21 protein-coding genes and 1 pseudogene are annotated in these 22,929 nt (G+C 75.0%); 8 read left to right on the plus strand and 14 right to left on the minus strand.

Annotated features, from left to right (window positions below):
* Positions 1-101 precede the first annotated feature (101 nt).
* A pseudogene (pyrR, locus tag ABD990_RS05980) lies at positions 102-689 on the minus strand (bifunctional pyr operon transcriptional regulator/uracil phosphoribosyltransferase PyrR); the annotation flags it as partial.
* A gap of 636 nt (positions 690-1,325) precedes the next feature.
* Between pyrR and bldD the strand changes: the two are divergent.
* Complete coding sequence (bldD, locus tag ABD990_RS05985) at positions 1,326-1,817, plus strand: transcriptional regulator BldD (RefSeq protein ID WP_037038677.1); 492 nt, start codon at positions 1,326-1,328, stop codon at positions 1,815-1,817.
* A 315-nt stretch (positions 1,818-2,132) separates the two neighbouring features.
* Here bldD and ABD990_RS05990 read toward each other — a convergent pair whose 3' ends face one another.
* From ABD990_RS05990 to ABD990_RS06035, 10 genes are all read right to left on the minus strand, one after another.
* A complete protein-coding gene (locus ABD990_RS05990; RefSeq protein WP_345378877.1) occupies positions 2,133-2,918 on the minus strand; it encodes an acyl-CoA thioesterase in 786 nt (261 codons plus the stop codon).
* Positions 2,915-3,841 carry an alpha/beta fold hydrolase gene (locus ABD990_RS05995; RefSeq protein ID WP_345378879.1) on the minus strand — a complete coding sequence of 309 codons (927 nt, stop codon included), beginning with the start codon at positions 3,839-3,841 and terminating at the stop codon, positions 2,915-2,917. Before ABD990_RS05995 ends, ABD990_RS05990 begins: the two co-directional genes overlap by 4 nt.
* 51 nt (positions 3,842-3,892) lie before the next feature.
* Complete coding sequence (locus ABD990_RS06000; protein WP_345378880.1) at positions 3,893-4,573, minus strand: CbiQ family ECF transporter T component; 681 nt, start codon at positions 4,571-4,573, stop codon at positions 3,893-3,895.
* Positions 4,570-5,247 (minus strand): energy-coupling factor ABC transporter ATP-binding protein, encoded by a 678-nt coding sequence (locus ABD990_RS06005; RefSeq protein WP_345378882.1) that lies wholly within the window; start codon positions 5,245-5,247, stop codon positions 4,570-4,572. The genes ABD990_RS06000 and ABD990_RS06005 overlap by 4 nt, the downstream gene beginning before the upstream one ends.
* Complete coding sequence (locus tag ABD990_RS06010) at positions 5,244-6,416, minus strand: thiolase family protein (RefSeq protein WP_345378883.1); 1,173 nt, start codon at positions 6,414-6,416, stop codon at positions 5,244-5,246. Before ABD990_RS06010 ends, ABD990_RS06005 begins: the two co-directional genes overlap by 4 nt.
* On the minus strand, positions 6,413-7,867 hold the full coding sequence (locus ABD990_RS06015) for an AMP-binding protein (protein ID WP_345378884.1): 1,455 nt from the start codon (positions 7,865-7,867) through the stop codon (positions 6,413-6,415). Before ABD990_RS06015 ends, ABD990_RS06010 begins: the two co-directional genes overlap by 4 nt.
* A complete protein-coding gene (locus ABD990_RS06020; protein ID WP_345378885.1) occupies positions 7,864-8,439 on the minus strand; it encodes a biotin transporter BioY in 576 nt (191 codons plus the stop codon). The genes ABD990_RS06015 and ABD990_RS06020 overlap by 4 nt, the downstream gene beginning before the upstream one ends.
* A 566-nt stretch (positions 8,440-9,005) precedes the next feature.
* On the minus strand, positions 9,006-9,491 hold the full coding sequence (locus ABD990_RS06025; RefSeq protein WP_345378886.1) for an SRPBCC family protein: 486 nt from the start codon (positions 9,489-9,491) through the stop codon (positions 9,006-9,008).
* Entirely contained in the window at positions 9,488-9,865 is a 378-nt protein-coding gene (locus ABD990_RS06030; protein WP_345378887.1) for an ArsR/SmtB family transcription factor, read from the minus strand. Before ABD990_RS06030 ends, ABD990_RS06025 begins: the two co-directional genes overlap by 4 nt.
* Before the next feature lie 43 nt (positions 9,866-9,908).
* Positions 9,909-11,120, minus strand: coding sequence for a PucR family transcriptional regulator (locus tag ABD990_RS06035; protein ID WP_345378889.1), 1,212 nt, complete (start codon positions 11,118-11,120; stop codon positions 9,909-9,911).
* Positions 11,121-11,194: 74 nt separating this feature from the next.
* On the opposite strand from ABD990_RS06035, the gene ABD990_RS06040 reads away from it, so the two are divergent.
* Genes ABD990_RS06040 through ABD990_RS06060 form a run of 5 tightly spaced genes read left to right on the plus strand, consistent with a single transcriptional unit; the run spans position 11,195 to position 18,029 of the window.
* Entirely contained in the window at positions 11,195-11,776 is a 582-nt protein-coding gene (locus ABD990_RS06040; RefSeq protein ID WP_345378891.1) for an urease subunit gamma, read from the plus strand.
* Positions 11,773-13,446: an urease subunit alpha gene (locus ABD990_RS06045; protein ID WP_345378892.1), complete on the plus strand. Its 1,674-nt coding sequence runs from the start codon at positions 11,773-11,775 to the stop codon at positions 13,444-13,446. The genes ABD990_RS06040 and ABD990_RS06045 overlap by 4 nt, the downstream gene beginning before the upstream one ends.
* 2 nt (positions 13,447-13,448) lie before the next feature.
* Positions 13,449-15,068, plus strand: coding sequence for an amidohydrolase (locus ABD990_RS06050; protein WP_345378893.1), 1,620 nt, complete (start codon positions 13,449-13,451; stop codon positions 15,066-15,068).
* Complete coding sequence (locus tag ABD990_RS06055; protein ID WP_345378894.1) at positions 15,065-16,396, plus strand: MFS transporter; 1,332 nt, start codon at positions 15,065-15,067, stop codon at positions 16,394-16,396. Before ABD990_RS06050 ends, ABD990_RS06055 begins: the two co-directional genes overlap by 4 nt.
* Complete coding sequence (locus tag ABD990_RS06060) at positions 16,389-18,029, plus strand: thiamine pyrophosphate-dependent enzyme (protein WP_345378895.1); 1,641 nt, start codon at positions 16,389-16,391, stop codon at positions 18,027-18,029. Before ABD990_RS06055 ends, ABD990_RS06060 begins: the two co-directional genes overlap by 8 nt.
* Positions 18,030-18,065: 36 nt before the next feature.
* On the opposite strand, the gene ABD990_RS06065 is transcribed toward ABD990_RS06060, so the two are convergent.
* The 3 genes from ABD990_RS06065 to ABD990_RS06075 all read right to left on the minus strand — a co-directional run bounded on the left by ABD990_RS06065 (position 18,066) and on the right by ABD990_RS06075 (position 20,021).
* Complete coding sequence (locus tag ABD990_RS06065; protein ID WP_345378897.1) at positions 18,066-18,836, minus strand: DUF5995 family protein; 771 nt, start codon at positions 18,834-18,836, stop codon at positions 18,066-18,068.
* Positions 18,837-19,013: 177 nt separating this feature from the next.
* Positions 19,014-19,271, minus strand: a complete 258-nt coding sequence (locus tag ABD990_RS06070) for a DUF6295 family protein (RefSeq protein ID WP_345378898.1) — start codon at positions 19,269-19,271, stop codon at positions 19,014-19,016.
* A gap of 3 nt (positions 19,272-19,274) precedes the next feature.
* The gene (locus tag ABD990_RS06075) at positions 19,275-20,021 is read right to left on the minus strand and encodes a dienelactone hydrolase family protein (RefSeq protein ID WP_345378900.1); all 747 of its coding nucleotides are present in this window, start codon (positions 20,019-20,021) and stop codon (positions 19,275-19,277) included.
* A 110-nt stretch (positions 20,022-20,131) separates the two neighbouring features.
* Between ABD990_RS06075 and ABD990_RS06080 the strand changes: the two genes are divergently transcribed.
* Positions 20,132-21,382 (plus strand): aminotransferase family protein, encoded by a 1,251-nt coding sequence (locus ABD990_RS06080; RefSeq protein WP_425569468.1) that lies wholly within the window; start codon positions 20,132-20,134, stop codon positions 21,380-21,382.
* Positions 21,383-21,446: 64 nt separating this feature from the next.
* On the plus strand, positions 21,447-22,925 hold the full coding sequence (locus ABD990_RS06085; RefSeq protein WP_345378901.1) for an aldehyde dehydrogenase: 1,479 nt from the start codon (positions 21,447-21,449) through the stop codon (positions 22,923-22,925).
* Positions 22,926-22,929 lie beyond the last annotated feature (4 nt).

Genomic DNA, 22,929 nt, shown 5'->3' on the forward strand with positions numbered 1-22,929 from the left:
GCCTCCGCACCGATGGTCGGCTCCGCGGGCTTCGCCTCCGCACCGATGGTCGGCTCCGCGGGCTTCGCCTCCGCACCGATGGTCGGCTCCGCGGGCTTCGCCTCCGCACCCCGCTCGATCAGCACGCCGTCCCGGTCGTCCGACTCGGTGAGCAGGACGAGGATCTTCTCCGCGCGCGAGGTCGGCACGTTCTTGCCGACGTAGTCCGCGCGGATCGGCAGCTCGCGGTGGCCGCGGTCGACCAGCACCGCCAGCTGCACGGCGCGCGGGCGGCCCTCGTCCCGCAGCGCGTCGAGCGCGGCGCGGGTGGTGCGGCCGGACATGAGGACGTCGTCGACGAGCACGACGAGCTTGCCGTCGATCCCGCCCTCCGGCATCGCGGTGTCGACGAGCGCGCGGGCGGGGCCGCGGCGCAGGTCGTCCCGGTACAGGGTGACGTCGAGCGAGCCGACGGCCGGGGCGGCGCCGGTGAACTCGGTGACGGCGGCGGCGAGGCGGCGGGCCAGCACGGTGCCGCGGGTGGGGATGCCCAGGAGGACGAGGTCGCCGGTGTTGCCGGGCCCGAACGCCGTCTTCTCGATGATCTGGTGCGCGATACGCGCGATGGTGCGGGTGACGTCGGCGCTGCTCAGCAGCTCACGGGCAGGACCCTGCCCCGGTCCGACGTCCCCGCGGCGATCGTTCGCCACGAGGCGCTCTCCTTTCCCGCCTCACGGGACGGGGTTAAAGGAACTGTCGGGGCCCGAGGTTAGCAAGCGGGCCGCGCGCGGGCCGCGCGGGCGCGGGCGCCGTTCGTCACGTTCCGGGCCGGTCGCGACCCGGTCGCGCGGCGGTCGCGGCGGGGTCCGCGCGAGGTCACGGCCGCATCACGATCGGGCAACGCGGCGGTCCGCCTCCGCCGGCGCCCTGACGCGTCCGGTGCCCGACGACGGTCACGGGGCGTACCGTCACGCAGGGCCACACCCACATGGACACCATGCGTACCAACGCTCGCGGGGTGTCGTGGCCGGGCGGGCGACCCGCCCGATTGATACCGCCGTCGGGGGACGAACCGTCCTTCGATCGGGTGGGAAAGCCTCACCTGGCACCCGTCCGGGGCCACCCGGCTTGACCTGCGACGCGACACGGGCGCATGATTACTCTGCGTATTGATCGACAGTGGCGAGGGTGGCCGCGGCAGCGGGGACACCGACCTCGTCCCACGACGAGACCAGCGAGCACCACCGGAGCGCACGGACGCTCAGCACCACCCGCTCACCACTCAGCGGTACGAGGTCCGCTTTCGGCCCACCGGCCGGGAAGACCAGGAATGAGGAGATCGCCACATGGGCGACTACGCCAAGGCGCTCGGGAGCAAGCTCCGGGCCATCCGGCAGCAACAGGGGCTGTCGCTGCACGGCGTCGAACAGAAGTCCGGGGGCCGCTGGAAGGCGGTCGTCGTCGGGTCGTACGAGCGCGGCGACCGCGCGGTGACCGTCCAGAAGCTCGCCGAGCTCGCCGACTTCTACGGCGTCCCGGTGGCCGAGCTGCTGCCCGAGGGGCGCGTGCCCTCCGGCTCGGAGCCGGCCACGAAGATCGTCATCAACCTCGAGCGGCTCCAGCAGCTGCCCGCGGACAAGGTGGGCCCGCTGGCCCGCTACGCCGCCGCGATCCAGTCCCAGCGCGGCGACTACAACGGCAAGGTCCTGTCCATCCGGGCCGAGGACCTGCGCTCGTTGGCGATCATCTACGACATGACCCCGGGCGAGCTGACCGACCAGCTCATCGACTGGGGCGTGCTGCCGCCGGAGGCACGGCCCTCGCACCGGGTCGAGTAGGAGCCGCACGGCGGGTGGGCATCCGCCCCGCACGGGACCGCGCACCGGGGAAGGGCGCGCGGCACCGGGACGACAGTCCGGCGGAGGCGGTGATCGACGGCGGCGGTCCCGGGTTCCCGGGCCGCCGCCGTCGTGCTCCTGCCTCCTGGGGGCATCTGGTGGATCATCCGCCGCGGTCTCGGCGCCCGGACGACCCCTGGCTGCGTTGTCGCCGGGCCCGAATACACCCGGTATGAGGACCCCGCTCCGCCTTGCCAGGAGCCGCCCGGATCACCGAGCCCATCGACGGTGATCCACCAGACGCCCCCTAGCGGCTCAGGGACGCGGCTCGCGGAACAGGCACTCCTGGGTGAGGCTCGCGACGTGCCTGCCCGTGCGGTCGTGCAGCGTGCCGGTGTACCAGTTGCGGCCGCCCGCAGCGCTGCGCGGCACCAGGTCGATCAGCATCCACTCGTCCGCCCGCACCGGGCGGTGGAACCAGAGCGCGTGGTCGAGGCTCGGGCCGGGCACCCCGCCCGCCACCGGCGGGAACGCGCCGAACATGTCCGAGATGTAGGTCAGCGCCGAGGCGTGCACGAGCGGCTCGTCGGCCAGCGGCTCGGTGCAGCGGGTCCAGTAGCGGACCGGGTAGCTGCGGGCGCCGGGGTGCGTGGTGACGGTGCGGCCCTCGAAGCCGAAGACCCGCGGCACCGGCGCGCCGGGCAGCGTGTCGGGATCGGGCGCCTCGGGCACCGGGTCGACGGAGATGTCCGGGCCGCCCTGGTCCACCGCGAACGAGGCCGCCATGTTGAAGATCACCTCGCCGTCCTGGATCGCGACGACCCGGCGGGCGGTGAAGGAGCGGCCGTCGCGGTCCCGGTGCACCTGGAAGACGGTGGGCCGGGAGGAGTGGCCGCCGCGCAGGTAGTAGCCGTGCAGGGAGTGCGGCGCGCGGTCCTCCGGCACGGTCCGCCCGGCCGCCAGCAGCGCCTGCGCGGCCACCTGCCCGCCGAACAGCGCGTGCTCCTCCTCGAACACCGTGCAGGCGCGGAACAGGTCACGGTCGATGCGCTCGAGGTCGAGCAGCTCCAGCAGCGTCGGCGCGGGCCCGACGGTCGTCATGCGAGAACCTCCCCGGGGGTCGCGGCACGGGAGTGCCGCCAGTCGGCCAGCAGCGTACGCAGCCCGGTGACCAGCGCGATCGGCGAGTCGATCATCACGTGGTGCGCGGCCGCGGGGATCTCGACGACGGGCACGCCGCGGCCCAGCCGGTCGCTCACCATCTCGCCCATGTCCTTCGGCATCAGCCCGTGCTCGGCACGGAACAGCGCGACGCGGCAGCCGGGGATGTCCAGGTCGTCCGGGGTCAGCGGGTCGCGGGCGAACACCCGCGGGTCGAACTTCCACGACCACCCGCCCTCGACCGCCCGCAGCGAGTGCTCGGCGATGTGCGCCAGCACGTACGGCTCGCCCTCCTGCGGCGGAACGGTGCGGAAGTGCCGGATCGCGCGCTCCCGCTCGGCGTAGACGCGCAGCGGGCCGAAGGCGCGCCGCTGCCGGGCGGCCCGGTCCTCCGGCGGCATCTCGCGCACCGGCGTGTCGATCGCGACGGCACCGCCGAGCCGGTCGCCGAACTCCTGCGCGGCGACCAGCGCGACCATGCCGCCCATGCTGTGCCCGAGGATCACCGGCAGCGGGGCGAGCCCCGCCGCCCCGGCGACCGTCAGGGCCTCCGTGGCCCACTGCCGGAGGGTGTAGCGCTCGCGCCGGCCGGAGTCGCCGTGCCCGGAGAGGTCCAGCGCGACCACCCGGCGGTCCTCGGGGCCGACGAGCAGCGGGCCGAGATGGTCCCACCACCGCGCGTGCGCCGCGCCGCCGTGGATCAGCAGCACGCCCTCGCCGGGCGGGCCCCACGCCCGGAAGGCGACGGCGGCGCCGTCGACCTCGACCGCACCCGTCTCGGGCTCCTCGGCGAGGGCGGCCCGGAACCAGGCCGGGTCGTCGCCCCGAAGGTCGTGGACGGGTGGCACGGGCGGCTCGGGCACGGGCGGCTCCTGCGGTGGTGGGCGGCGGGGGCGGTTCGGGTCTCCGGGACGTTACGGCACCCGGCGTCCGTTCCGGCCCCGTCCGCCGGTGGTGTCGGGGTGATCGGGACCGGTGGCCTCGTCGTCGGTCTCGTCGCCGATCCCGCGGGCCGCGAGGGCCTCCCCGAGCTCGTCGGCGTGCCGCAGCGTGCGGACGACGAAGGGCACGGCGAAGGCCGTCGGCGAGCGCTCCGCGCCGCGGGCCCGGGCGGCCTCGCGGACCGAGCCGGCGATCGCGGACAACGTCGTGACGGCCTGCACGGTCAGCCCGACGAGCAGGCCGAGGCGGTCCGCCCGCACGCCGATCCGGCGCAGCGGACCGAGCGCGCGCTCGACGGTCGCGACGACGCCGTCGATCCGGGTGGTGAGGGTGAACAGGCCCGCCGCGGCGAGGGAGGCGGCGAGGCGCAGCACGGTCACCAGGGCGGGCTGCCAACCCAGCAGCCAGACCTGCAGCGCCCCGACCAGCACGGCGAGCAGGAGCAGGGTGCGCAGCAGCGGCAGGACGCGGTGCACCGGGATGCGCGCGACCGCGTGACCGACGGCGAGGAGCACGCACGCCCCGCCCAGCCAGGCCGCGGACCCGACGAGCACCACCGCGGTGACCAGGACCAGCAGCGCGAGGAGCTTCGCCCCGGCCGGCGCGCGGTGCAGCACGCTGTCCCCGGGCGAGTACAGCCCGAGCGGGGTCACGTCTCGCACAGCTTCCGGTAGTACCGCAGCGCGGGCTCCGGCTCGTCGTCCGCCACGACCCGGCCCTCGTCGAGCACCACGACCCGGTCGAAGCCGGTCAGCAGGTCGAGGTCGTGGGTCACCAGCAGCACCTGCTGCCGCAGCCCCGCGAGGATCTCGGCGAAACGGCGGGTGTTGCGCAGGTCGAGCAGGGTCGTCGGCTCGTCGCACACCAGGACGTCCGGGTCCAGGGCCAGCATCCCGCACAGCGCGAGGAGCTGCTTCTGGCCGCCGGAGAGCTGGTGGGCGGGATGGTCGGCGTAGCCCTCCAGGCCGTGCGCGGCGAGCACCTCCGCGGCCCGGTGTGCCCGCTCGGAACGGGACGATCCGCTGCGCCGCAACGAGAACGCGACGTCCTCCCCCGCCGTCGGCATCACGATCTGGCTGTCCGGGTTGGTGAACACGAACCCGACCCGGCGGCGCACGGCGGAACCCTTCGCGACGGGGTCGAGGCCGTCGACCAGCACCCGGCCCTCGGTCGGGTGGACGAGGCCGTTGACCATGCGCGCCAGCGTGGACTTGCCCGAGCCGTTGGCCCCGACGAAACCGATCCGCCGCTCCGGGAGCGCGAGGTCGACCTCCTGCAGCACCACCCGCTCCTCGTAGCGGTGCCCGACGCCCTCGAAGACGATCACCGTGCTCCCCCCGGCGGTACCGGCTCCCCGTCCGGCCCGACGGCCTGCCAGAGTGCCGCGACGCCGAGGCCACCGCCCGCCGAGAGCGCCGTCAGCCCCAGCCCGCCGCGGCCCTGCCGCACGAGCTGCGCGAACAGCCGCACCACCAGCACCGCGCCCGACGCACCCCAGGGATGGCCGAGCGCGATCGCGCCGCCGTCCGGGTTGACCGCCCCCTCGTCGAGGCCCGCCGCGTCGAGGCAGGCCAACGCCTGCCCGGCGAACGCCTCGGTGAACTCGGTGACCTGCGGCGTCCCGTGCTTCAGCAGCTCGCGCAGCGCCGGCACGACGCCGAGCCCGAGCCGCCGCGGGTCGCAGCCGGAGGTCGCGCTCGCCACCAGCCGCAGCCCGGGCAGGCTCCACCCCCGCCGCACCCGCTCCGACACGATCAGCACCGCCGCCGCGCCGTCGCTCACACCGCAGGAGTTCGCCGCCGTCGCCGTGCCGTCCGGGGTGAACGCGGGCCGGAAGCGCGCCAGCCGGGCGGCGGTGAACCCGGCGCGGGGGCGCTGGTCGCGGCGGACCCCGGCCACCTCGACGAGCTCGTCGTCGAACCGGCCCGCGGCCTGGGCCGCCACCGCCCGCTCGTGGCTGCGCAGCGCGAACCGGTCCTGCCGTTCCCGGGAGATCCCGGCCTCCGCCGCGACCAGGTCCGCGGCCTCCCCCATCTCCGGGTCACCGAGCTCCGCGGGGGCGAACGGCGCCCGCGTGTAGGGCTGCGGCGGGTCGGTGCGCCACGAGCGGTGCGGTGCGGTCGAGGCGCTCTCGACGCCGCCGGCGAGGTAGGCCTCGCCCTCCCCCGCCCGGATCAGCGCGGCGGCCAGGGTGATCGCGGCGAGCCCGCTGGCGCACTGCCGGTCGACGGTCAGGCCGGGGACCTCCGCGCCGAGCCCGGCGCGCAGGGCGGCGACGCGGGCGGTGTTGCCGCCGGGGCCGAAGACGTTGCCGAGCAGGACGTCGTCGACACCCCTCTCGGCGCCGGTGGTCGGGCCCGCCTCGTCGAGCAGGGCCCGGAGCACGGGGGCGGCCAGCTCGTCGGCCGTGAGGTCGCGCAGCACACCACCCGCGGTGCCGATCGGGGTGCGGCGGGCGGCGACGATCACCGGGGCGGTCGTGTCCGGCGCGGTCACCGCAGGGACTCCGCGTCCAGGATGCCGGCGGCCAGCTCGTCGGCGATCACCGCCCGCGCGGGCTTGCCGGAGGCGGTGCGCGGCAGCGCCTTCGCCCGCAACCACACCCGCGGCCGCTTGCCGGGCTCGAGGGCCGCCCGGGCCGCCGCGCGCAGGTGGGCCAGTGCGGGCTCCCCCTCCACCACGGCGGTGACCAGCGCTCCGAGCCGGGCGTGCGGGGTCGCGGCGACCACGACGTCGTCGACGCCGGGGACCACGCGCAGTACGGACTCCACCTCCTCGGCCGCCACCAGCCGGCCCCCGCTGGAGACGACCGCGGAGCCGCGGCCGTGCACCGTGAGCACGCCGTCGCGGAGGTCGACCCGGTCCCCGACGGTGCTCCACTCCGCCGCGGGCTCGAGCCGGCCCGCGCGCAGGCGGCCGTCGGCGGCGAGGGGCGAGCGGACCCAGAGCATGCCGTCCCGGACCTCCAGGTCGACGCCCGGCACCGGCCGCAGCCCGCCGTCGCGCCGGATCGCGATCAGGGAGTGTTCGGCCGAGCCGTAGTACTCGACGAGCTCCGCGCCGGGGAAGGCGCGGGCGAACCGGGCCTGCAGGCCGTCGCCGAGGTGGGCGCCGCCGCAGACGACCGTCCGGAGCCTCGTCCCGGCGGGAGCCCGTTCCTGGGTGGCGACCAGGTCGGCGAGCATGGCGGGCACGACGTGGATCGTCGCGGCCTCGCGGGCGTCCGCCGCGCGCCCGAGCCGGAGCTCCGCCCCGCACCACAACGCGTGGAGGGCCCCGAAGAGGAAGAGCGACGAGCTGAGCGGGCCGGCGATCAGCACCGGGCCGGGCACGGGGCCGAGGGCGGCGAAGCTACGCAGCCACGAGTCGCGGGAGCGCTGCAGCACGGTCGGGCGGCCGCTGCTGCCGGAGGTGGTCGGGAGGTAGAAGGGGGTGCGGCCGTCGCCCGCGGGCGGGACGCGGTCCGCGACTCGCGGCTCGGTGGCGATGGTGCCGGTGCTGGTGGGGCCGGTGCCGGCGAAACCGGTGCCGGTGGGGTCGGGAAGGGTGACGACCAGGTCCGGGCGGGCGTCGTCGAGGACGGCGGCGCGTTCCCGGACGGTCCAGCGCGGTTCGACGACGAGGGCCGCGGCCCCGAGCAGGTCGGCGCCGAGGAACCAGGCCAGGACGTCGGGGCCCTGCGCAGCACCGTGAGCAGGGCCCTGTCCAGCAGCATGAGCAATGCCGTGAGCAGCACCGTGAGCAGGGCCGTGACCGGCAGCACGAGCAGCCCCGGGAGCGGTCCGAGGAGCACCGTCGGCGACCTCGAGCGCCACCCGGCTCCCTTCCCGCACGCCCCGCCGCGCGAGCTCCGCGGCGGCCCGATGGGCACGCCCGAGGAGCCCCGGCGGCAGCGCGGCCCCGCCGAGGACGGGCGGCGTGGCCGGCCGGTCGGCTGCCGCGGTCACCGCGTCCGCGTCCCCACCAGGCGTCCGGGCAGGGCGCGGTGCACCACCGACGCGATCAGCGCCGCGACCACGACCTTGGCGAGGTCCCCGGGCACGAAGACCAGCGAGCCGGTGAGGGCGGTGCTCCAGGAACCGGTGTACACGGCGAGCCAGGGCACGCCGATCAGGTAGTCCGCGACCAGCCCGGCGAGGGCGGCGACCAGCAGCAGCGGCAGCCCCGGTCGCCCGCGGCGCGCGCCGGCCTGCGCGATCAGGCCCGAGACCAGCGCCGAGAGGATCCAGCCGAGCAGGAACCCGCCGCTGGGGCCGACGAACGGCGCGAGCCCGCCACGGCCCCCGGACAGCAGCGGCAGCCCGATCGCCACCAGAGCCAGGAACAGCACGACCGCGAACACCGCACGCCGCGCCCCGACGAGCACACCGGCCAGGAACGGCCCCATGTTCTGCACGACGATCGGCACACCGGTGGCGCCGACGTACACCCCCGGGAAGAGGCCGAGCACCGCGATGAACGCGGCGAGGACCACGGTGGTGGCCAGATCGGTGGCGGGCGACGACGCTCGGGCGGGCACCCGACGAGGCTAGTCGAGCGTGCCGCCGTTTCCCGAGGTCCCGCCGCTGTCAGCCGCGCCACTCCCGGTCCGACGGCGCGCAACGACGGCACCTCGAGTCCCGCGGGCACCCCTCGCCCCCGCAGACCCACGGCGAACCGCCACACCGCCCGGCAACCGCGCCTGCCCCCGGCCGGTGATCGCCACCAGCGGTACCTGGCGGCCACCCCCGGCCGCGATGCACCGCGGACAGCGATGTCGGGCCGGCCAGCCCGGCTGCCGTGCAGCGCACCGACATGATCTGCAGCTGCGGTACGTGGCGGCCACCCACGGCCGGCAGGTACCGCGAAGAGCGATCATGGTCGGTGGCGCGGAACCCCCACCGCCCTCCGCCCGCTGATCACTGCGAGCGGTACAGGACGGCCACTCACGGCCGCCCTGCACCGCGGGCGACGATCATGGTCGCCGACGCCCCTCGGAGTTCGCGACCCCGCCCGACCCGGCCGGGCGACCCGGCTCGACCCGCGTCGCGCCGCCGGTCCGACCCGGCACCGCTGACCCGGCCCGGCGTCGTCGCCGGCGGACCGTCAGCCCGCCAGCACCGCGTCGATCTGGCCCATCGCGAGCCGCATGCCCTCCTCCATGCCCATCGCCGAGAGCTTCTCGAGGTCCTCGAGGGTGGCGAAGGTGCTGACGGTGGTCATGCGCGTGCCCGATCCCGTGGCCTCCAGCGTGACGACCCCGTGGGTGGTGGGCATGTCCGGGTTCGGCTCGCCGTCCTCGCCCGCGAAGCCGTCGTCGAACTCCAGCCGGTGCGGCTCCTCGATCGCGGTGATCCGCCACCACCCGCCGGCCTTCTCCCCCTCGGGGCCGGTCATGTAGTAGCGGGACCGGCCGCCGACCACGAACTGGTGCTCGACGAAGGTCGCCGGCCAGGTCGGCGGGCCCCACCAGCGCTCCAGCCGGCGCGGGTCCGCCCACACCTGCCACACCTGCTCGACGGGGGCGTCGAACTCGGCGACGAAGGTCAGGGTCAGGGTCTCCGGGTCCTTGCGGACGTCGATCACGGTCATGGTTCCGTCCTCTCCTCCGGGTTCTGCGGATCCCCGCCGGGGGCGTCCTCGGCGAGGATGTCCTCGATGACCCGCACGCGGTGCCGCCAGATCCGCTCGTAGTCCGCGAGCAGGCGGGCGGCGCGCTGCAGGGCCTCCGGGTTGCCGTGCACGAGCTGCTCCCGTCCACGTCGCTGCTTGGTGACGAGCGCGGCCCGCTCGAGCACCGCCACGTGCTTCTGCACCGCGGCGAAGCTCATGTCGTACCGGCGGGCCAACGTCGAGATGGACTGCGCCTCGCGCAGCACCTGCTCGACGATGTCGCGCCGGGTCGCATCGGCGAGGCCGCGGAAGATCCGGTCGACCTCGTCCGGGCTCAGCCCACGTACAACCACGTGGTTGTACGTTAGGGGACGAGCCCACCCGGGACAAGCCCTCTCAGCGCGCCGCCGCCAACGCGAGCAGGACCACGGCGGCGTCGGCGGGCCGGGTGAGGTCCCGCCCGGTCAGCACGGTGAACCGGCGCAACCGGTTCAGCACCGTGTTGCGGTGGCAGAAGGACCGCTCCGCGACCTCCTTCACCGACCCCGACCCCGCGAACGCCCGGACGGTCTCCAACAGCCGCTCCCGCTCCCCCGGCAGCGCCGCGGCCAGTCCGCTCAGCACCGAGTCGACGAGCTCGGCCGCGGTGTCCGCGAGCCGTCCCGCGGCGAGCGGCAGCCAGGCGTCGGCCGGCTCGACGGGCCCCGGCCCCGAGGTCACCGACGCGATCTCGGTCGCCAGCCGCGCGGACCGCGGAACGTTGGCCAGCCCGTGGGCGAGCGGCCCGACCCCGCACGGGACGCCGTCGAGCGCCGCCCGCACCGGCGCGCCCGTCGCGCCCTGCCAGGCCGCGATCAGGACGCTGTGCGCCCCGGTCGACTGCACGTGCACCACCCGGCCCCCGGCCGCCAGCGCCTCGGCCGCCCGCCGCAGGGCCGCACCGGACGCGGCGTGCGCGGCGGCGACCAGGAAGTCCCCGTCGACGTCGACGGCCAGCGCGAGCGCCACGCGTTCGACCTGGTCCGGATCGGGGTCCTCGCTGCCCAGCAGCTCGCCCACCAGCGCGGTCCGCTCGCCGTGCCGCTCGCGCGCCAGCAGGGCGGCCTCCTCCTGGTAACCGGACTGGATCTGCAGCGTGTAGTCCTCGACGACCGCCCACACCTGCTCGACCCGCGCGACCAGGACGTCCCGCTCCTCCGGTGTCGCGCGGTCGCGCAGCGCCGACCACAGCACGCGGAAGTCCAGCCGCACCGCCGACAGCAGCTCGTTGAGCGGGACGCCGCGGCGGGCGCGGTCGCGCCCGATCGTCTCGCCGACGTGCGCCAGCCGCTCCGGGACGTCCTGCCCCGCGATCCGGCGCAGCAGGTGGTCGAAGGTCAGGTCCGCGTCCGTGACCAGGCGGTCCGGGGGCACGAGCCCGCGCCCGTACGGGGCGATCCGGCGGACCCGCTCCACGAACTCGTCCACCAGCCCGCCGGAGTCGGCCCGCAGCCGGCCGACCAGGACGGCCCAGCGGGCGTCGTCGCTCGGGGACTGCGCGGGGCTCGCCGCCGAGCCTGCCGCCGGGTCCACCGCCGAGATCGACGCAGTGTCACGCGGGTTGTGCATGTGCACATCATCCCCGTCACATCGCGCTGCGCGAAGTGCTACCCATGCGGCCACGGAACGACCACGCTGTGCCCGTGCACCTGACCCCGCGAGAGACCGAGCGGCTGCTGCTGCACAGCGCGGCCTCGCTCGCGCGCCGCCGCCTGGAGCGCGGCGCCCGGCTCGGCGCGCCGGACGCGATCGCCCTGGTCTGCGACGAGATCTGCGAGATGGCCTGGGACGACCTGCCCTACGAGGAGGTCGTCGCGCGCGCCCGCACGGTCGTCGACCCGGCCCGGCTGGTCGACGGCGTCGCGGCGGCGGTGCCGTCCCTGCAGGTGGAGGCCCTGTTCCCGCACGGCACGGTCCTCGTGCACGTCGACCACCCCTTCGGCGCCCCGCCGACCGACGGGCCCGGGGCCGTCCGCGCCGAGGGCCCGCCGCGCGAGCTGGCGCCCGGTCGCGAGCGCGGCACCGCCCGCCTGCACAACCGCGGGCACCTGGCGATCTGGGTGTCCTCGCACGTCCAGCTCGACCGGCTCAACCCGGCGTTGCAGGTGGACCTGGCCGACGCGGGGAACTTCCGGCTGGATCTGCCGGCCGGGACGTCGCTGAAGGTGGAAGCGGGCGCAGAGCGGGAAGTCCCGGTGGTCCGGATGGGAAGGACGCAGGCATGACGACCGTCGAGCGCCGCGAGTACGCCCGCCTCTACGGACCGACGACCGGCGACCGCATCCGGCTCGCCGACACCGACCTCTGGATCGAGGTCGAGGCCGACGACACCGAGCCCGGCGAGGAGCTGCTGGGCGGCTGCGGCAAGACGGCCCGGCACGGTGCGCTGGTCAGCAGCTCGGCGGACCGGGCGAGCGCCCTGGACATGATCGTGCTCGGGGTGGTGCTGGTCGACCCGCTGCTGGGCGTGCGCAAGACCAACATCGGGATCAAGGACGGCCGGGTCGTCGGCGTCGGGCGCGCGGGGAACCCGCAGGTCCAGGCCGGGGTGGAGCTGGAGGTCGACGCCCACACCGCCATGATCACCGGTGAGGGCCTGATCGCGACCCCGGGCATCGTCGACTCGCACGTGCACCTGTCGAACGCCGATCTCGCCCCCGCCGCGCTGTCCGCCGGGGTGACGACGCTGGTCGGGATGGGGATGGGCGGCGTGTGGGACGTCGGCGCCAACCCGCGGCACAACCTGCACACCCTGATCGAGGGCTGGGCGGACGTGCCGATCAACGCCGCCTTCCTGGCTCGCGGCAGCTCCACCAGCGCCGCGCTGCTCGACGAGGCCGTGGCCTCGGGCGCCGGCGGGTTCAAGATCCACGAGGACTGGGGCGCCACTCCCCCGGTGATCGACACCTGCCTGGGCGTCGCCGAGGGCGCGGACCTGCCGGTCGCGCTGCACACCGACACCCTCAACGAGTCCGGCTACCTCGCCGACACCCTCGACGCCGTCGCCGGCCGCACCGTGCACGCCTACCACGTCGAGGGCGGCGGCGGACACCCCGACCTGCTGACGATCGTCTCGCAGGCCAACGTCCTGACCTCGTCGACGACGCCGACGCTGCCGCTCACGCCGTCGACCGTCGCCGAGCTGGGCCCGATGACCCTGACGGTGCACCGCGGGCACGCCGACGTTCCCAGCGACGCGAGCATCGCCGCCAGCCGCATCCGCGAGCACGCGATCTCCGCGGAGAACGCCCTGCACGACTCGGGCGCCATCGCGATCGTCAACTCCGACGCCCTCGGCATGGGCCGGATCGGGGAGACCGCGCGCCGCACCTGGCAGCTGGCCCACGTGCAGGCGACGCTGGCCGGCGAGACCGGCCCGGACGTCGTCAACAACGCCCGGGTCCTCCGCTACCTGGCCAAGCTCACGCACAACCCGGCGGTCGCGCACGGGCTGGCCGGGCACGTCGGCTCGGTGCGGCCGGGCCTGCTCGCCGATCTGGTGCTGTGGAACCCGGCGTGGTTCGGCGCGCAGCCCGACCTGGTGCTCAAGTCCGGGTTCGTCGCGTGGGGCGCGACGGGCTCGGGGTCCGGTTCGACCCGGCTCACCCAGCCGCGGCGCATGCGCCCCTTCTACGGCGGGCTCGGCACCGCACCCGCGCGCCTCGCGCACGTCTTCGTGTCCGAGCACGCCGACCGCGCGAGCCTGCCGGCCGGGCGGGTGTACTCGACCATCGCGGACAGCCGGGGCCTGACCTGCGGGGACATGCTCCACAACACGGCGACCCCGCGGGTCGAGGTCGAGCCCGAGCCGATCCCGGTCCGTGTCGACGGCCGCGAGGTGCCGCTGCACCGCTCGCCCACCCTGCCCCTGACCCGGCTCCACCACCTGGGATGAGCATGATCGACCTGCTTCTCACGAACGCCGTCGTCCACACCCTGGACGACGCCCACCCGCGCGCTCGGTCCGTCGCGATCCACCAGGGCCGGGTGTTCACCCTCGATCCCGAGGGCCTGCGGGCCCGCCGGGAGATCGACCTGCAGGGCGCCACCGTGGTGCCCGGCTTCGGCGACGCGCACAACCACATGGCGTGGTTCGGCCAGTCCCTGGTGGAGATCGCCCTGGCCGGCCTGCCCGACCTCGACGCGCTGTACGCGGCCGTCGCCGAGCGGGCGGCGACGCTCCCCGAGGACGCCTGGGTCGTCGGCTCCGGATACGACGACACCACCCTGGGCGGGCACCCCCACCGGCGTGCGCTCGACCGGGCCGCGGGAGGGCGCAAGGTCTGGCTCAAGCACCGCTCCGGGCACGTCTGCACGGTCAACTCGCCGGTGCTCGACCTGATCGGGGACCGTCCGGTGCCCGAGGGTGGTGTGGTCGTGACCGACGCGGACGGGCCGACCGGGACGCTGGAGGAGCAGGCCCAGAACCTGGTGGGCGAGCTCGTGGTGCCCCACCCGCTGGCCGACCTGTCGGCGGCGATCCGTCGGGCGGCCGCGGTCTACGCGTCCGAGGGCCTCACCCACGTCACCGAGTGCGGCGTGGGCGGCGGCTGGATCGGCCGGTCCGGGCTCGAGCTCGGCGCCTACCAGCAGGCCGGCCCACTGCCGGTCCGCGTGCAGGCCATGCCGGTCTCCGACGCCCTGCACCCGCTGCGCGGGCACGCGAGCGACCCGGACCGCTTCGGCCTCGACCTCGGCCTGCGCACCGGCTTCGGCGACGACATGCTGCGGCTCGGCCCGATGAAGATCTTCCTCGACGGCTCGCTCGTCGCCCGGACCGCGGCGATGCTGCACCCCTTCTGCGACCGGCACTCCCACGGTTACCTGCAGGACGACGCCGAGCAGCTGCGCCGGCGGGTCGTCGACGCGCACGTGTCCGGCTGGACGGTGGCCGCGCACGCCATCGGGGACCGGGCCGTCGACCTCGCCCTCGACACCTTCGCCGACGCGCAGAAGGAGCGCCCGCGCCCGGAGGTGCGGCACCGCATCGAGCACGCCGCCGTGACCACCGAGGCGCAGATCGCGCGGATGGCCGACCTCGGCGTCACACCCGTACCGCAGGCGCGGTTCCTGTACGAGATCGGCGACACGATGGCCGCGGCGGTCGGCCCCGAGCGGGCCGACGCGCTGTACCGGGTCGGCGGCTTCCACCGCGCCGGCCTGCGCGTCCCCGGCAGCTCGGACCGGCCGGTCGCGCTGGGGGCGCCGCTGCTCGGCATGCAGTCCATGGTCGAGCGGCACACCCGCGACGGGCTCGTGCTCGGCCCCGACGAGCGCGTCACGGCCGCCGCAGCGCTGCGGGCCTACACCCTCGACGCGGCGTGGATCGCCGGCGACGAGCGGGTCCGCGGCTCCCTCACCCCCGGCAAGCACGCCGACCTCGTCGTCCTCGGCGACGACGTGCTGTCCGTCCCCGCCGACCGGATCGGCGCGACCGAGGTGGTCGCGACGCTCCTCGGCGGTCGTCCCACGCACGGTTCCCCCACGCTCGGTCTCGACCCTGAGGAGATGTCATGAGCACACCGGCGCACACCGCGGTCGTCAGCGACCGGGAGGCGCGGAAGGTCGCCTTCGGCGCCTTCGTCGGCACCGCCCTCGAGTGGTACGACTTCTTCCTCTTCGGCACGGCGGCCTCACTGGTGTTCAACCGGCTGTTCTTCACCGGCTCGCCGGTGGCCGCCACCCTCGCCGCGTTCGCGACCTTCGCCGTCGGGTTCGCCGCGCGGCCGCTGGGCGCGATCCTCTTCGGTCACCTCGGCGACCGGATCGGGCGGCGGACCTGCCTGATCGTCACCGTCACGATGATCGGCATCGTCACCGGGCTGATCGGCGTGCTGCCGACCACCGTGTCGATCGGGGTCCTCGCGCCGATCGCGCTGACCGTGCTGCGCCTGCTGCAGGGCATCGCGGTCGGCGGCGAGTGGGGCGGCGCGGTCACCCTCGCCGTCGAGCACGCGCCCAAGGACAAGCGCGGCCGGTACGCGGCGATGCCGCAGATCGGCTCGCCCATCGGCACGCTGCTCTCCTCCGGCGCCTTCCTCGCCGTGTCGGCGCTGCCGCAGGAGAGCTTCGACTCCTGGGGCTGGCGGATCCCGTTCCTGGTCGCCTTCCCGCTGCTGGGCGTGGCGCTGTACCTGCGGCGCCGGGTCGAGGAGTCGCCGCTGTTCGAGCAGCTGCTGGCCGAGGACGAGCGGGCGAGCTCGCCGGTCAAGGACGTGCTGCTGCGCTCGTTCCCCCAGCTGATGGTGGGCGCCGGGTCCGCGTTCCTCGGTGTCGGCGGGTTCTACCTCGCCACCACGTTCGTGATCAGCTACGGCACCGCGACGTTGAAGCTGCCGCAGGCCCTGATGCTGGGCGCCACCCTCGTCGCGGCCGCCGTCGAGATCCTCGTGCTGATCACCGGCGGCCGGCTCGCGGAGCGCTACGGCGCCGCCCGAATCACCGTCGCAGGCGGCCTGATCTCCGCCGTCGCCGCGTTCCCGATGTTCTGGCTGATCGACACCAGGGGCACCGCGCTGGTGATCCTCGGCGTGACGCTCGGCGTCGCCTGCCTGTCGATCCCCTACGCCGTGTCCGGCGCCCTGCTCACCGAGCTCTTCCCGGCGCGGCTGCGGTACTCGGGCGTCGCCCTGTCCGCCAACGTCGCCGGGGTGGTCAGCGGGTTCGTGCCGCTGGTCGCGTCGGCCTTCCTCGCCGCGGCCGGCGGGGCCTCGTGGACCGCGGCGGTCCTGCTGATCGTGATCGCCCTGATCACGGCGGTGTCGGGCATGCTCGCCCCGAAGGTCGCGCTCGGGCGCGACGACGAGGTGCAGGAGGTCGGTGTCGATGGCCGGGTCCATGGCTGACGGTTCGGGAGGGACCGAGCGGACCGCGGGGGCGCTGCTCGTCGCGCAGCTGGAGGCGCTGGGGGTGCCCCGCGTGTACGGCGTGCCCGGCGAGAGCTACCTCGAGGTGCTCGACGCGCTGCACGACTCCCCGGTCGAGATGGTCGTGTGCCGGCAGGAGGGCGGGGCGGGGTTCATGGCGCTGGCCGAGGCCCGGCTCACGGGGCGGCCCGGGGTCGCCGCCGTGACCCGCGGCCCGGGCGCCGCCAACGCCGCCATCGCGGTGCACACGGCGTGGCAGGACGCGACACCGATGGTCCTGCTCGTCGGCCTGATCCCGGTCGCCGACCGGGACCGGGAGTCCTTCCAGGAGTTCTCGCTCGCAGGGTGGTTCGGCACCACGGCCAAGCGCGTGATCACGCTCGACCGCCCCGAACGCGCCGCCGAGCAGGTGGCCGAGGCCTTCGCGGTGGCGACGGCGGGGCGGCCGGGCCCGGTGGTGATCGGCCTGCCCGAGGACGTCCTGACGGCCAAGACCGCGGCACCCGTCGTCCCGGCGCGGGCGGTCTCCACGGGAGCGGTGTCCCCCGCCCAGGCCGGTGAGCTGGAGGTCCTGCTCGGGCGGGCCGAGCGGCCGCTCGTGATCGTGGGCGGGACCGGCTGGACGGCCGACTCGGCCGCCGCCGTGACCGCGTGGTGCGAGCGGCGGCGCTTCCCGGTCGTCGCGGACTGGCGCTGCCAGGACATGGTCGACCACGACAGCCCCGCGTACGCCGGCTGGTTCGGCTACGGCTCCGATCCCGGCCTGCTCGACGCCCTCGACCGCGCCGACCTGCTGCTCTTCCTCGGCGGGCAGTACGGCGACGTCCTGTCCGGCGGCTACACCCGCGGCAACCCCGACGCCCCGACCGTCGTCGTCTCCGCCGATCCCGACCTGCGGGCCCACCAGCGCCGCGTCGACCTGCACCTGCTCGCGACCCCGGACGCCTTCGCCATCGCACTCCCCGAGGGACCCGCGGCGGACCCGGCCTGGCGGGAGGGGCTGCGCGCGGCGCGCGAACGGTTCGCGACGCCCGGGGCCCCGGTGAGCAGCGGGTACGTCGACCTGGACCGGGCGACCGCGGCGCTGGCGGAGCGGATGACGCCGGACGCGATCGTCGCGCACGGCGCCGGGCAGCACGCGATCTGGGCGCAGCGTTTCCTCCCGCGGCACTCCTTCCCCTCCCTGCTCGCCCCGCGCAACGGGGCGATGGGCTACGGGCTGCCCGCCGCCGTCGCGGCCTCGCTCGTCCACCCCGGGCGGCAGGTCGTGTGCGTGGCCGGGGACGGCTGCTTCCTGATGAACGGCCAGGAGCTCGCCACCGCCGCGGCGTACGGTGCCACCCCGCTCGTGGTCATCGCCGACAACTCCGGCTACGGCACGATCCGCCAGCACCAGCAGCGCCACCACCCGGGCCGGCCGAGCGGCACCGCCCTGGTCAACCCGGACTTCGGCGCGCTGGCCCGCTCCTTCGGCCTGCACGGCGAGCGGCTCTCCCGCACGGACGACGTCCCGGCCGCGCTGGACCGCGCCCTCGCCGCCGTCGCGGGAGGCCGGGCCGCGGTGCTGCACCTCGACGTCGACCCGGAGATCCTCCAGCCGCGCGGGGTCTGAGCGGTGGCGGCGTGGAGGGTGGCGGCGTGCAGGGTGTCAGGGCAGGTCGGGCGCGGTCAGCACGCCCCAGCCCAGGATCCAGGCCGTGCGGTCCAGCCTGCGCTCCATCCGGTCGTAGGCCTTGCGGTACGCCGGGCCGCCGTCCTCGGCCTTCGGGTCGTGGTGCGCCCAGACCTCCTCGGCGGCCTCCCATGCGAGCGCGCGCGTGATCCGGACCAGGAGGTCCGAGGCGGCGTTCCCGAACCTGTCGACGGGGCTGCCGTCCGGCGCGACGTCGGCCAGGAAGGCGTCGAAGTCCTCCCGGAGCTGGTCCATCTCCTCGGCGAAGATCTCGTTGACCTGGTCGTAGTCCGAGCGCCGGTCGGCGTTCGGCGGGAAGGTCCGCCAGGTCTCGAGCAGCGCGAAGGCCAGGTCGTAGTTCACGTGGGCGTTCACGCCCGCGGCGGCGAAGTTGACGTGCCCGATGCCGGCCTTGCGCCGGCGCTCGAACAGCACGTCCCAGCTCTTCGGGGTGTCGCCACGGCCGCCCTCGTACGCCCTGATCGCGGCGATGTACCGCCTCGCGAACTCGAGGTCGAGCAGGGTCAGGAAATCCGGGTCCTTGAACTCCCGCTTCGGCTTGCGGCCCTCCACGGTGTCCAGCACGTTCTGCGTGATGATCGTGTAGAGCCGCGAGAAGCAGGAGATGCCGTCGACCTCCGGACGCATGATGTCCTCGGCCGACGCGTCGCGGACGGCGCTCAGCACCCTCACCACGTCCGCGATCGTCGTGACGTCGCTGCAGCAGTCCGCCAGGTTCCGTGTCACCGTCCGGGCTCCCCTCTGTGTCCGCCCCGACAGAGGAGAGCACGGACGGCGGTCCGGCGATACCGACCGACGGCCCGGGCCTTCGGCTCGATGCTGGGCGGCTCGATGCTGGGCGGCTCGGCGGTGGGCGGCTCCGTGGTGTGCGGCTCCGTGGTGTGCGGCTCAGTGGTCTGCGGCTCAGTGGTGTGCGGCGCGCTTCACGGTCGTCTGCAGCGCGGCCAGCAGCTCACGGGCGGTGTCGAGGCTGAGCTCCACCGCCACCCGCGCCCCCGGCCCCTGGTCCGGGTTGAGGAAGTCGATGTTGACCGTGTGCTCGTCCGGGGCGTGCACGGGGTGGTCGTAGTAGACGGTCGCGGTGCGCAGCGGGAACCAGCCCTCCGGCCCCTTCCCGCTGCTGCGGGCGACCTCGATCTTCTCCGTGGAGTAGGTGCACACGGCTCAGCCCGCCAGGTGGGTCGCGAAGAAGGCCTCGACGTGCCGCCAGCCGTCGGCCGCCGCCTCCGGCCGGTAGCTCGGCCGGTCGACGGAGAAGAAGGCGTGCCCGGCGCCGTCGTAGCGGTGGAACTCGTAGGTCTTGCCGTGCTCCTGCAGCAGCTTCTCCAGCTCGTCGACCTGCTCCGGTGTCGGGTAGGAGTCGTCGTTGCCGAACAGGCCCAGGATCGGCGCCTTCACCTCGCCGACGCGGTCGGTGAGCGGCTGCACCTGCAGCGGGAAGCCCTCCGGCGGGGTCCCGACGACGAACGCGCCGTAGCAGTCCACGGCCGCCTGGACGTCGACCTCGATGCTGCTCAGGAAGGCCTGCCGGCCGCCGGAGCAGTAGCCGATCACGCCGACCTTCCCGTTCGACGTCGGCAGGTCGCGCAGCCAGCGCGCCGCGGCTCTCGCGTCGCCGACGAACCGCTCGTCCGGCACGCCGCCCTGCGCGCGGGCCGTGGCGGCGGCGTCGTCCGGTGCCGCGCCGGGTGCCTCGCGGCTGTAGAGGTTGACGCAGATCGCGTCGTAGCCGAGCACCGCGAAGCGGCGCACGACCTCCTTCGACTCCCGGTCGTAGCCGGGCATGTGGTGGATGACGATGACCCCGCCGCGGGGTCCGGGGGCCATCGGCCGGGCCGTGTAGGCCTCGACCGGGTCGTCGCCGTGGCCGCGGATGCCCACGGTCTCGGCCAGCACGGCGTCGTACGCCACTTCGCGCCTCCTCGACGATCTCCTGTGTCCGCCCTGCTTACCCTCCCCGCGCGGGCCCCCGCGAGCCGGACCCGTGGACGAACCGCCCGAACCGATCAGAAGGAGACACCGTGACCGGCACCGAGACCCTCTGGCACCCGTTCGCCGCCATGCATGCGGTGCGGCGGTCGCAGGTGACGATCACCCGCGCCGAGGACGTCTGGTTGTGGGACACCGCCGGCACCCGGTACCTCGACGCCACCGCCAGCCTCTGGTACGCCAACGCCGGGCACGGCCGGCGGGAGATCGTCGACGCGGTGACCGAGCAGCTCGGGAAGCTCGACGCCTACCACCTGTTCACCGACTTCGCGAACGAGCCCGCCCTCGCCCTGGCCGACGCGCTCGCGGCCCGCGCGCCCGTCGAGGCCGGGAAGGTCTTCTTCACCAGCGGCGGCGGAGACTCGATCGACACCGCCGCCAAGATCGCCCGGGCGTACTTCGCGCTGACGGGGCAGCCGGAGCGCACGATCCTGCTGCACCGCGAGCACAGCTACCACGGCACCCACGGGCTGGGGACCGCGCTCGCCGGCATCCCGGGCAACCGGGTCGCGCCGCCCTTCGTGCCGGACGTCGTGCAGACCGCCTGGAACGACGCCGAGATGCTCGAGGAGACCATCCGCGAGCTGGGTGCCGAGCGGGTCGCCGCCTTCTTCTGCGAGCCCGTGATCGGCGCCGGCGGGGTCCTCCCGCCGCCGCCCGGCTACATCGAGGCCGCCGCCGAGGTGTGCGCCCGGCACGGCGTGCTCTTCGTCGCCGACGCCGTGATCTGCGGCTTCGGCCGGTTGGGGAACTGGTTCGGCATCGAGCGGTTCGGGGTGCGGCCGGATCTCGTCGTGTTCGCCAAGGGGGTGACGTCCGGGGTGCAGCCGCTGGGCGGCGTCGTCGCGTCCGGGCGGGTGGCGGCCCCGTTCTGGGACGAGCCGGGCCGGGTGTTCCGGCACGGCCAGACCTACTCCGGGCACCCCGCCGCCTGCGCCGCCGGGCTGGCCACGATCGGCGTCTACGAGCGCGACGGCCTGTTCGAGCGGGCCACCGCCCTGGAGGCCCCGCTGGCCGAGCGGCTCGCCGGACTGGCCGACCACCCGCTCGTCGACCACGCCCGCGGCGGTACCGGCTTCCTCGGCGCGCTCGAGCTCGAGCCCGGGCGGCTCGCGGCGACGCCCGGCCTGCCCGGCGCCGTGGCGAACGCGGTGCGCGAGCACGGCGTGCTGGTCCGCCCGATGATCTCCTCGCTCGGCTTCTCGCCGCCGCTCACCGCCACCGAGGAGCACCTGGACCTGCTGGCCGACGCCGTGCGGAAGGGACTCGATCAGGTCGCGTGACGCCCTGGAGTGTGGCATGCCACTCCCCTAGGGTCGGACCGGGAACGTCGAGGAGGGATGGCACATGAGCGCAGGGCTGGAACGGTTCCGCATGCTGATCGGCGGCAAGCCCGCCGACGCCGCGTCGGGGCGCACCTTCGAGTCGCAGAATCCCTACACGGGCGAGCCGTGGGCGGAGATCCCCGACGCCGGCACCGAGGACGTCGACGCCGCGGTCGCCGCGGCGCGCGCCGCGCTCGACGGCGAGTGGGGCCGAACCACCGGCTTCGCCCGGGCGGCGATGCTCCGCCGGCTCGGCGACCTCGTCGGGGAGAACGCGGAGCGGCTGGCCCGGCTCGAGGTCAACGACTCCGGCAAGCTCTACCGGGAGATGATCGGCCAGCTCAACGGGCTGGGGTCCTGGTACCACTACTACGCCGGGCTCGCCGACAAGATCGAGGGCCGGCAGATCCCCTCGCCCAACCCGAACTACCTGGTGTACACGCGGCGGGAACCGGTCGGGGTCGTCGCGGCGATCACGCCCTGGAACTCGCCGCTGCTGCTGATGACGTGGAAGCTCGCGCCCGCGCTCGCGGCGGGCTGCACCGTCGTCGTCAAGCCGTCCGAGCACGCGCCCGCCTCGACCCTCGGCTTCGCGGAGCTGATCGAGCAGGCCGGGTTCCCGCCGGGTGTGGTCAACGTGGTGACCGGGCTCAACCGGGAGGTCGGGGCGCACCTGGCCGGGCACCCGGGCGTCGACAAGGTGGCCTTCACCGGCTCGACGGCGACCGGGCGCGCCGTCGCGCACGCGGCGGCGGAGAACCTCAACAAGGTCACCCTCGAGCTGGGCGGCAAGTCGCCGCAGGTCGTGTTCCCCGACGCCGACCTGCAGGCGGCCGCGAACGGGCTGATCGCCGGGGTGTTCGCGGCGACGGGGCAGACCTGCATGGCCGGCTCGCGGCTGATCGTGCACGAGTCGGTGCACGACGAGCTGGTCCGGCTGGTGGCCGAGCGGGCGGCCACGATCAAGCTGGGCGACCCGAACGACCCGGAGACCGAGATGGGCCCGGTCGCCAACGCGCCGCAGTACGAGAAGGTGCTCGGCTACCTGCGGACGGCGCAGGAGGAGGGCGCGACGGTCGCCTACGGCGGGGCCGCCGAGGACGGGCTCGGCGGGTACTTCGTGAAGCCGACCGTGCTCACCGGCGTCGGCCCGGCGTCGACGGTGGTGCGCGAGGAGGTCTTCGGCCCGGTCCTGTCCGCCTACACCTTCACGGAGGAGGACGAGGCGGTGAAGCTGGCCAACGACACCCCCTACGGGCTGGCCGGCGCCGTCTGGACCAAGGACGTGCACCGGGCGCACCGGGTCGCCGCCGGGATCCGGGCGGGCTCGGTGTGGATCAACGCCTACCGCGTGGTGGCGCCCAGCGTGCCCTTCGGCGGGTTCGGCGCCTCCGGGCTGGGCCGGGAGAACGGCATCGCCGCGATCGACGAGTACCTGGAGAACAAGTCGGTCTGGGTGGAGCTCACCGGCGGCACCCGGGACCCCTTCACCCTCGGGTAGACGA

It is taken from the genome of Pseudonocardia yuanmonensis, assembly GCF_039542425.1.
In the GTDB taxonomy this organism is placed as follows: Bacteria; Actinomycetota; Actinomycetes; order Mycobacteriales; family Pseudonocardiaceae; genus Pseudonocardia; species Pseudonocardia yuanmonensis.

Coding starts and splice junctions, on each gene's coding strand:
- bldD (WP_037038677.1), top strand. CDS start 1,326: ATGGGCGACTACGCCAAGGCGCTCGGGAGCAAGCTCCGGGCCATCCGG.
- ABD990_RS05990 (WP_345378877.1), bottom strand. CDS start 2,918: ATGACGACCGTCGGGCCCGCGCCGACGCTGCTGGAGCTGCTCGACCTC.
- ABD990_RS06025 (WP_345378886.1), bottom strand. CDS start 9,491: ATGACCGTGATCGACGTCCGCAAGGACCCGGAGACCCTGACCCTGACC.
- ABD990_RS06035 (WP_345378889.1), bottom strand. CDS start 11,120: ATGCACAACCCGCGTGACACTGCGTCGATCTCGGCGGTGGACCCGGCG.
- ABD990_RS06045 (WP_345378892.1), top strand. CDS start 11,773: ATGACGACCGTCGAGCGCCGCGAGTACGCCCGCCTCTACGGACCGACG.
- ABD990_RS06050 (WP_345378893.1), top strand. CDS start 13,449: ATGATCGACCTGCTTCTCACGAACGCCGTCGTCCACACCCTGGACGAC.
- ABD990_RS06055 (WP_345378894.1), top strand. CDS start 15,065: ATGAGCACACCGGCGCACACCGCGGTCGTCAGCGACCGGGAGGCGCGG.
- ABD990_RS06060 (WP_345378895.1), top strand. CDS start 16,389: ATGGCTGACGGTTCGGGAGGGACCGAGCGGACCGCGGGGGCGCTGCTC.
- ABD990_RS06085 (WP_345378901.1), top strand. CDS start 21,447: ATGAGCGCAGGGCTGGAACGGTTCCGCATGCTGATCGGCGGCAAGCCC.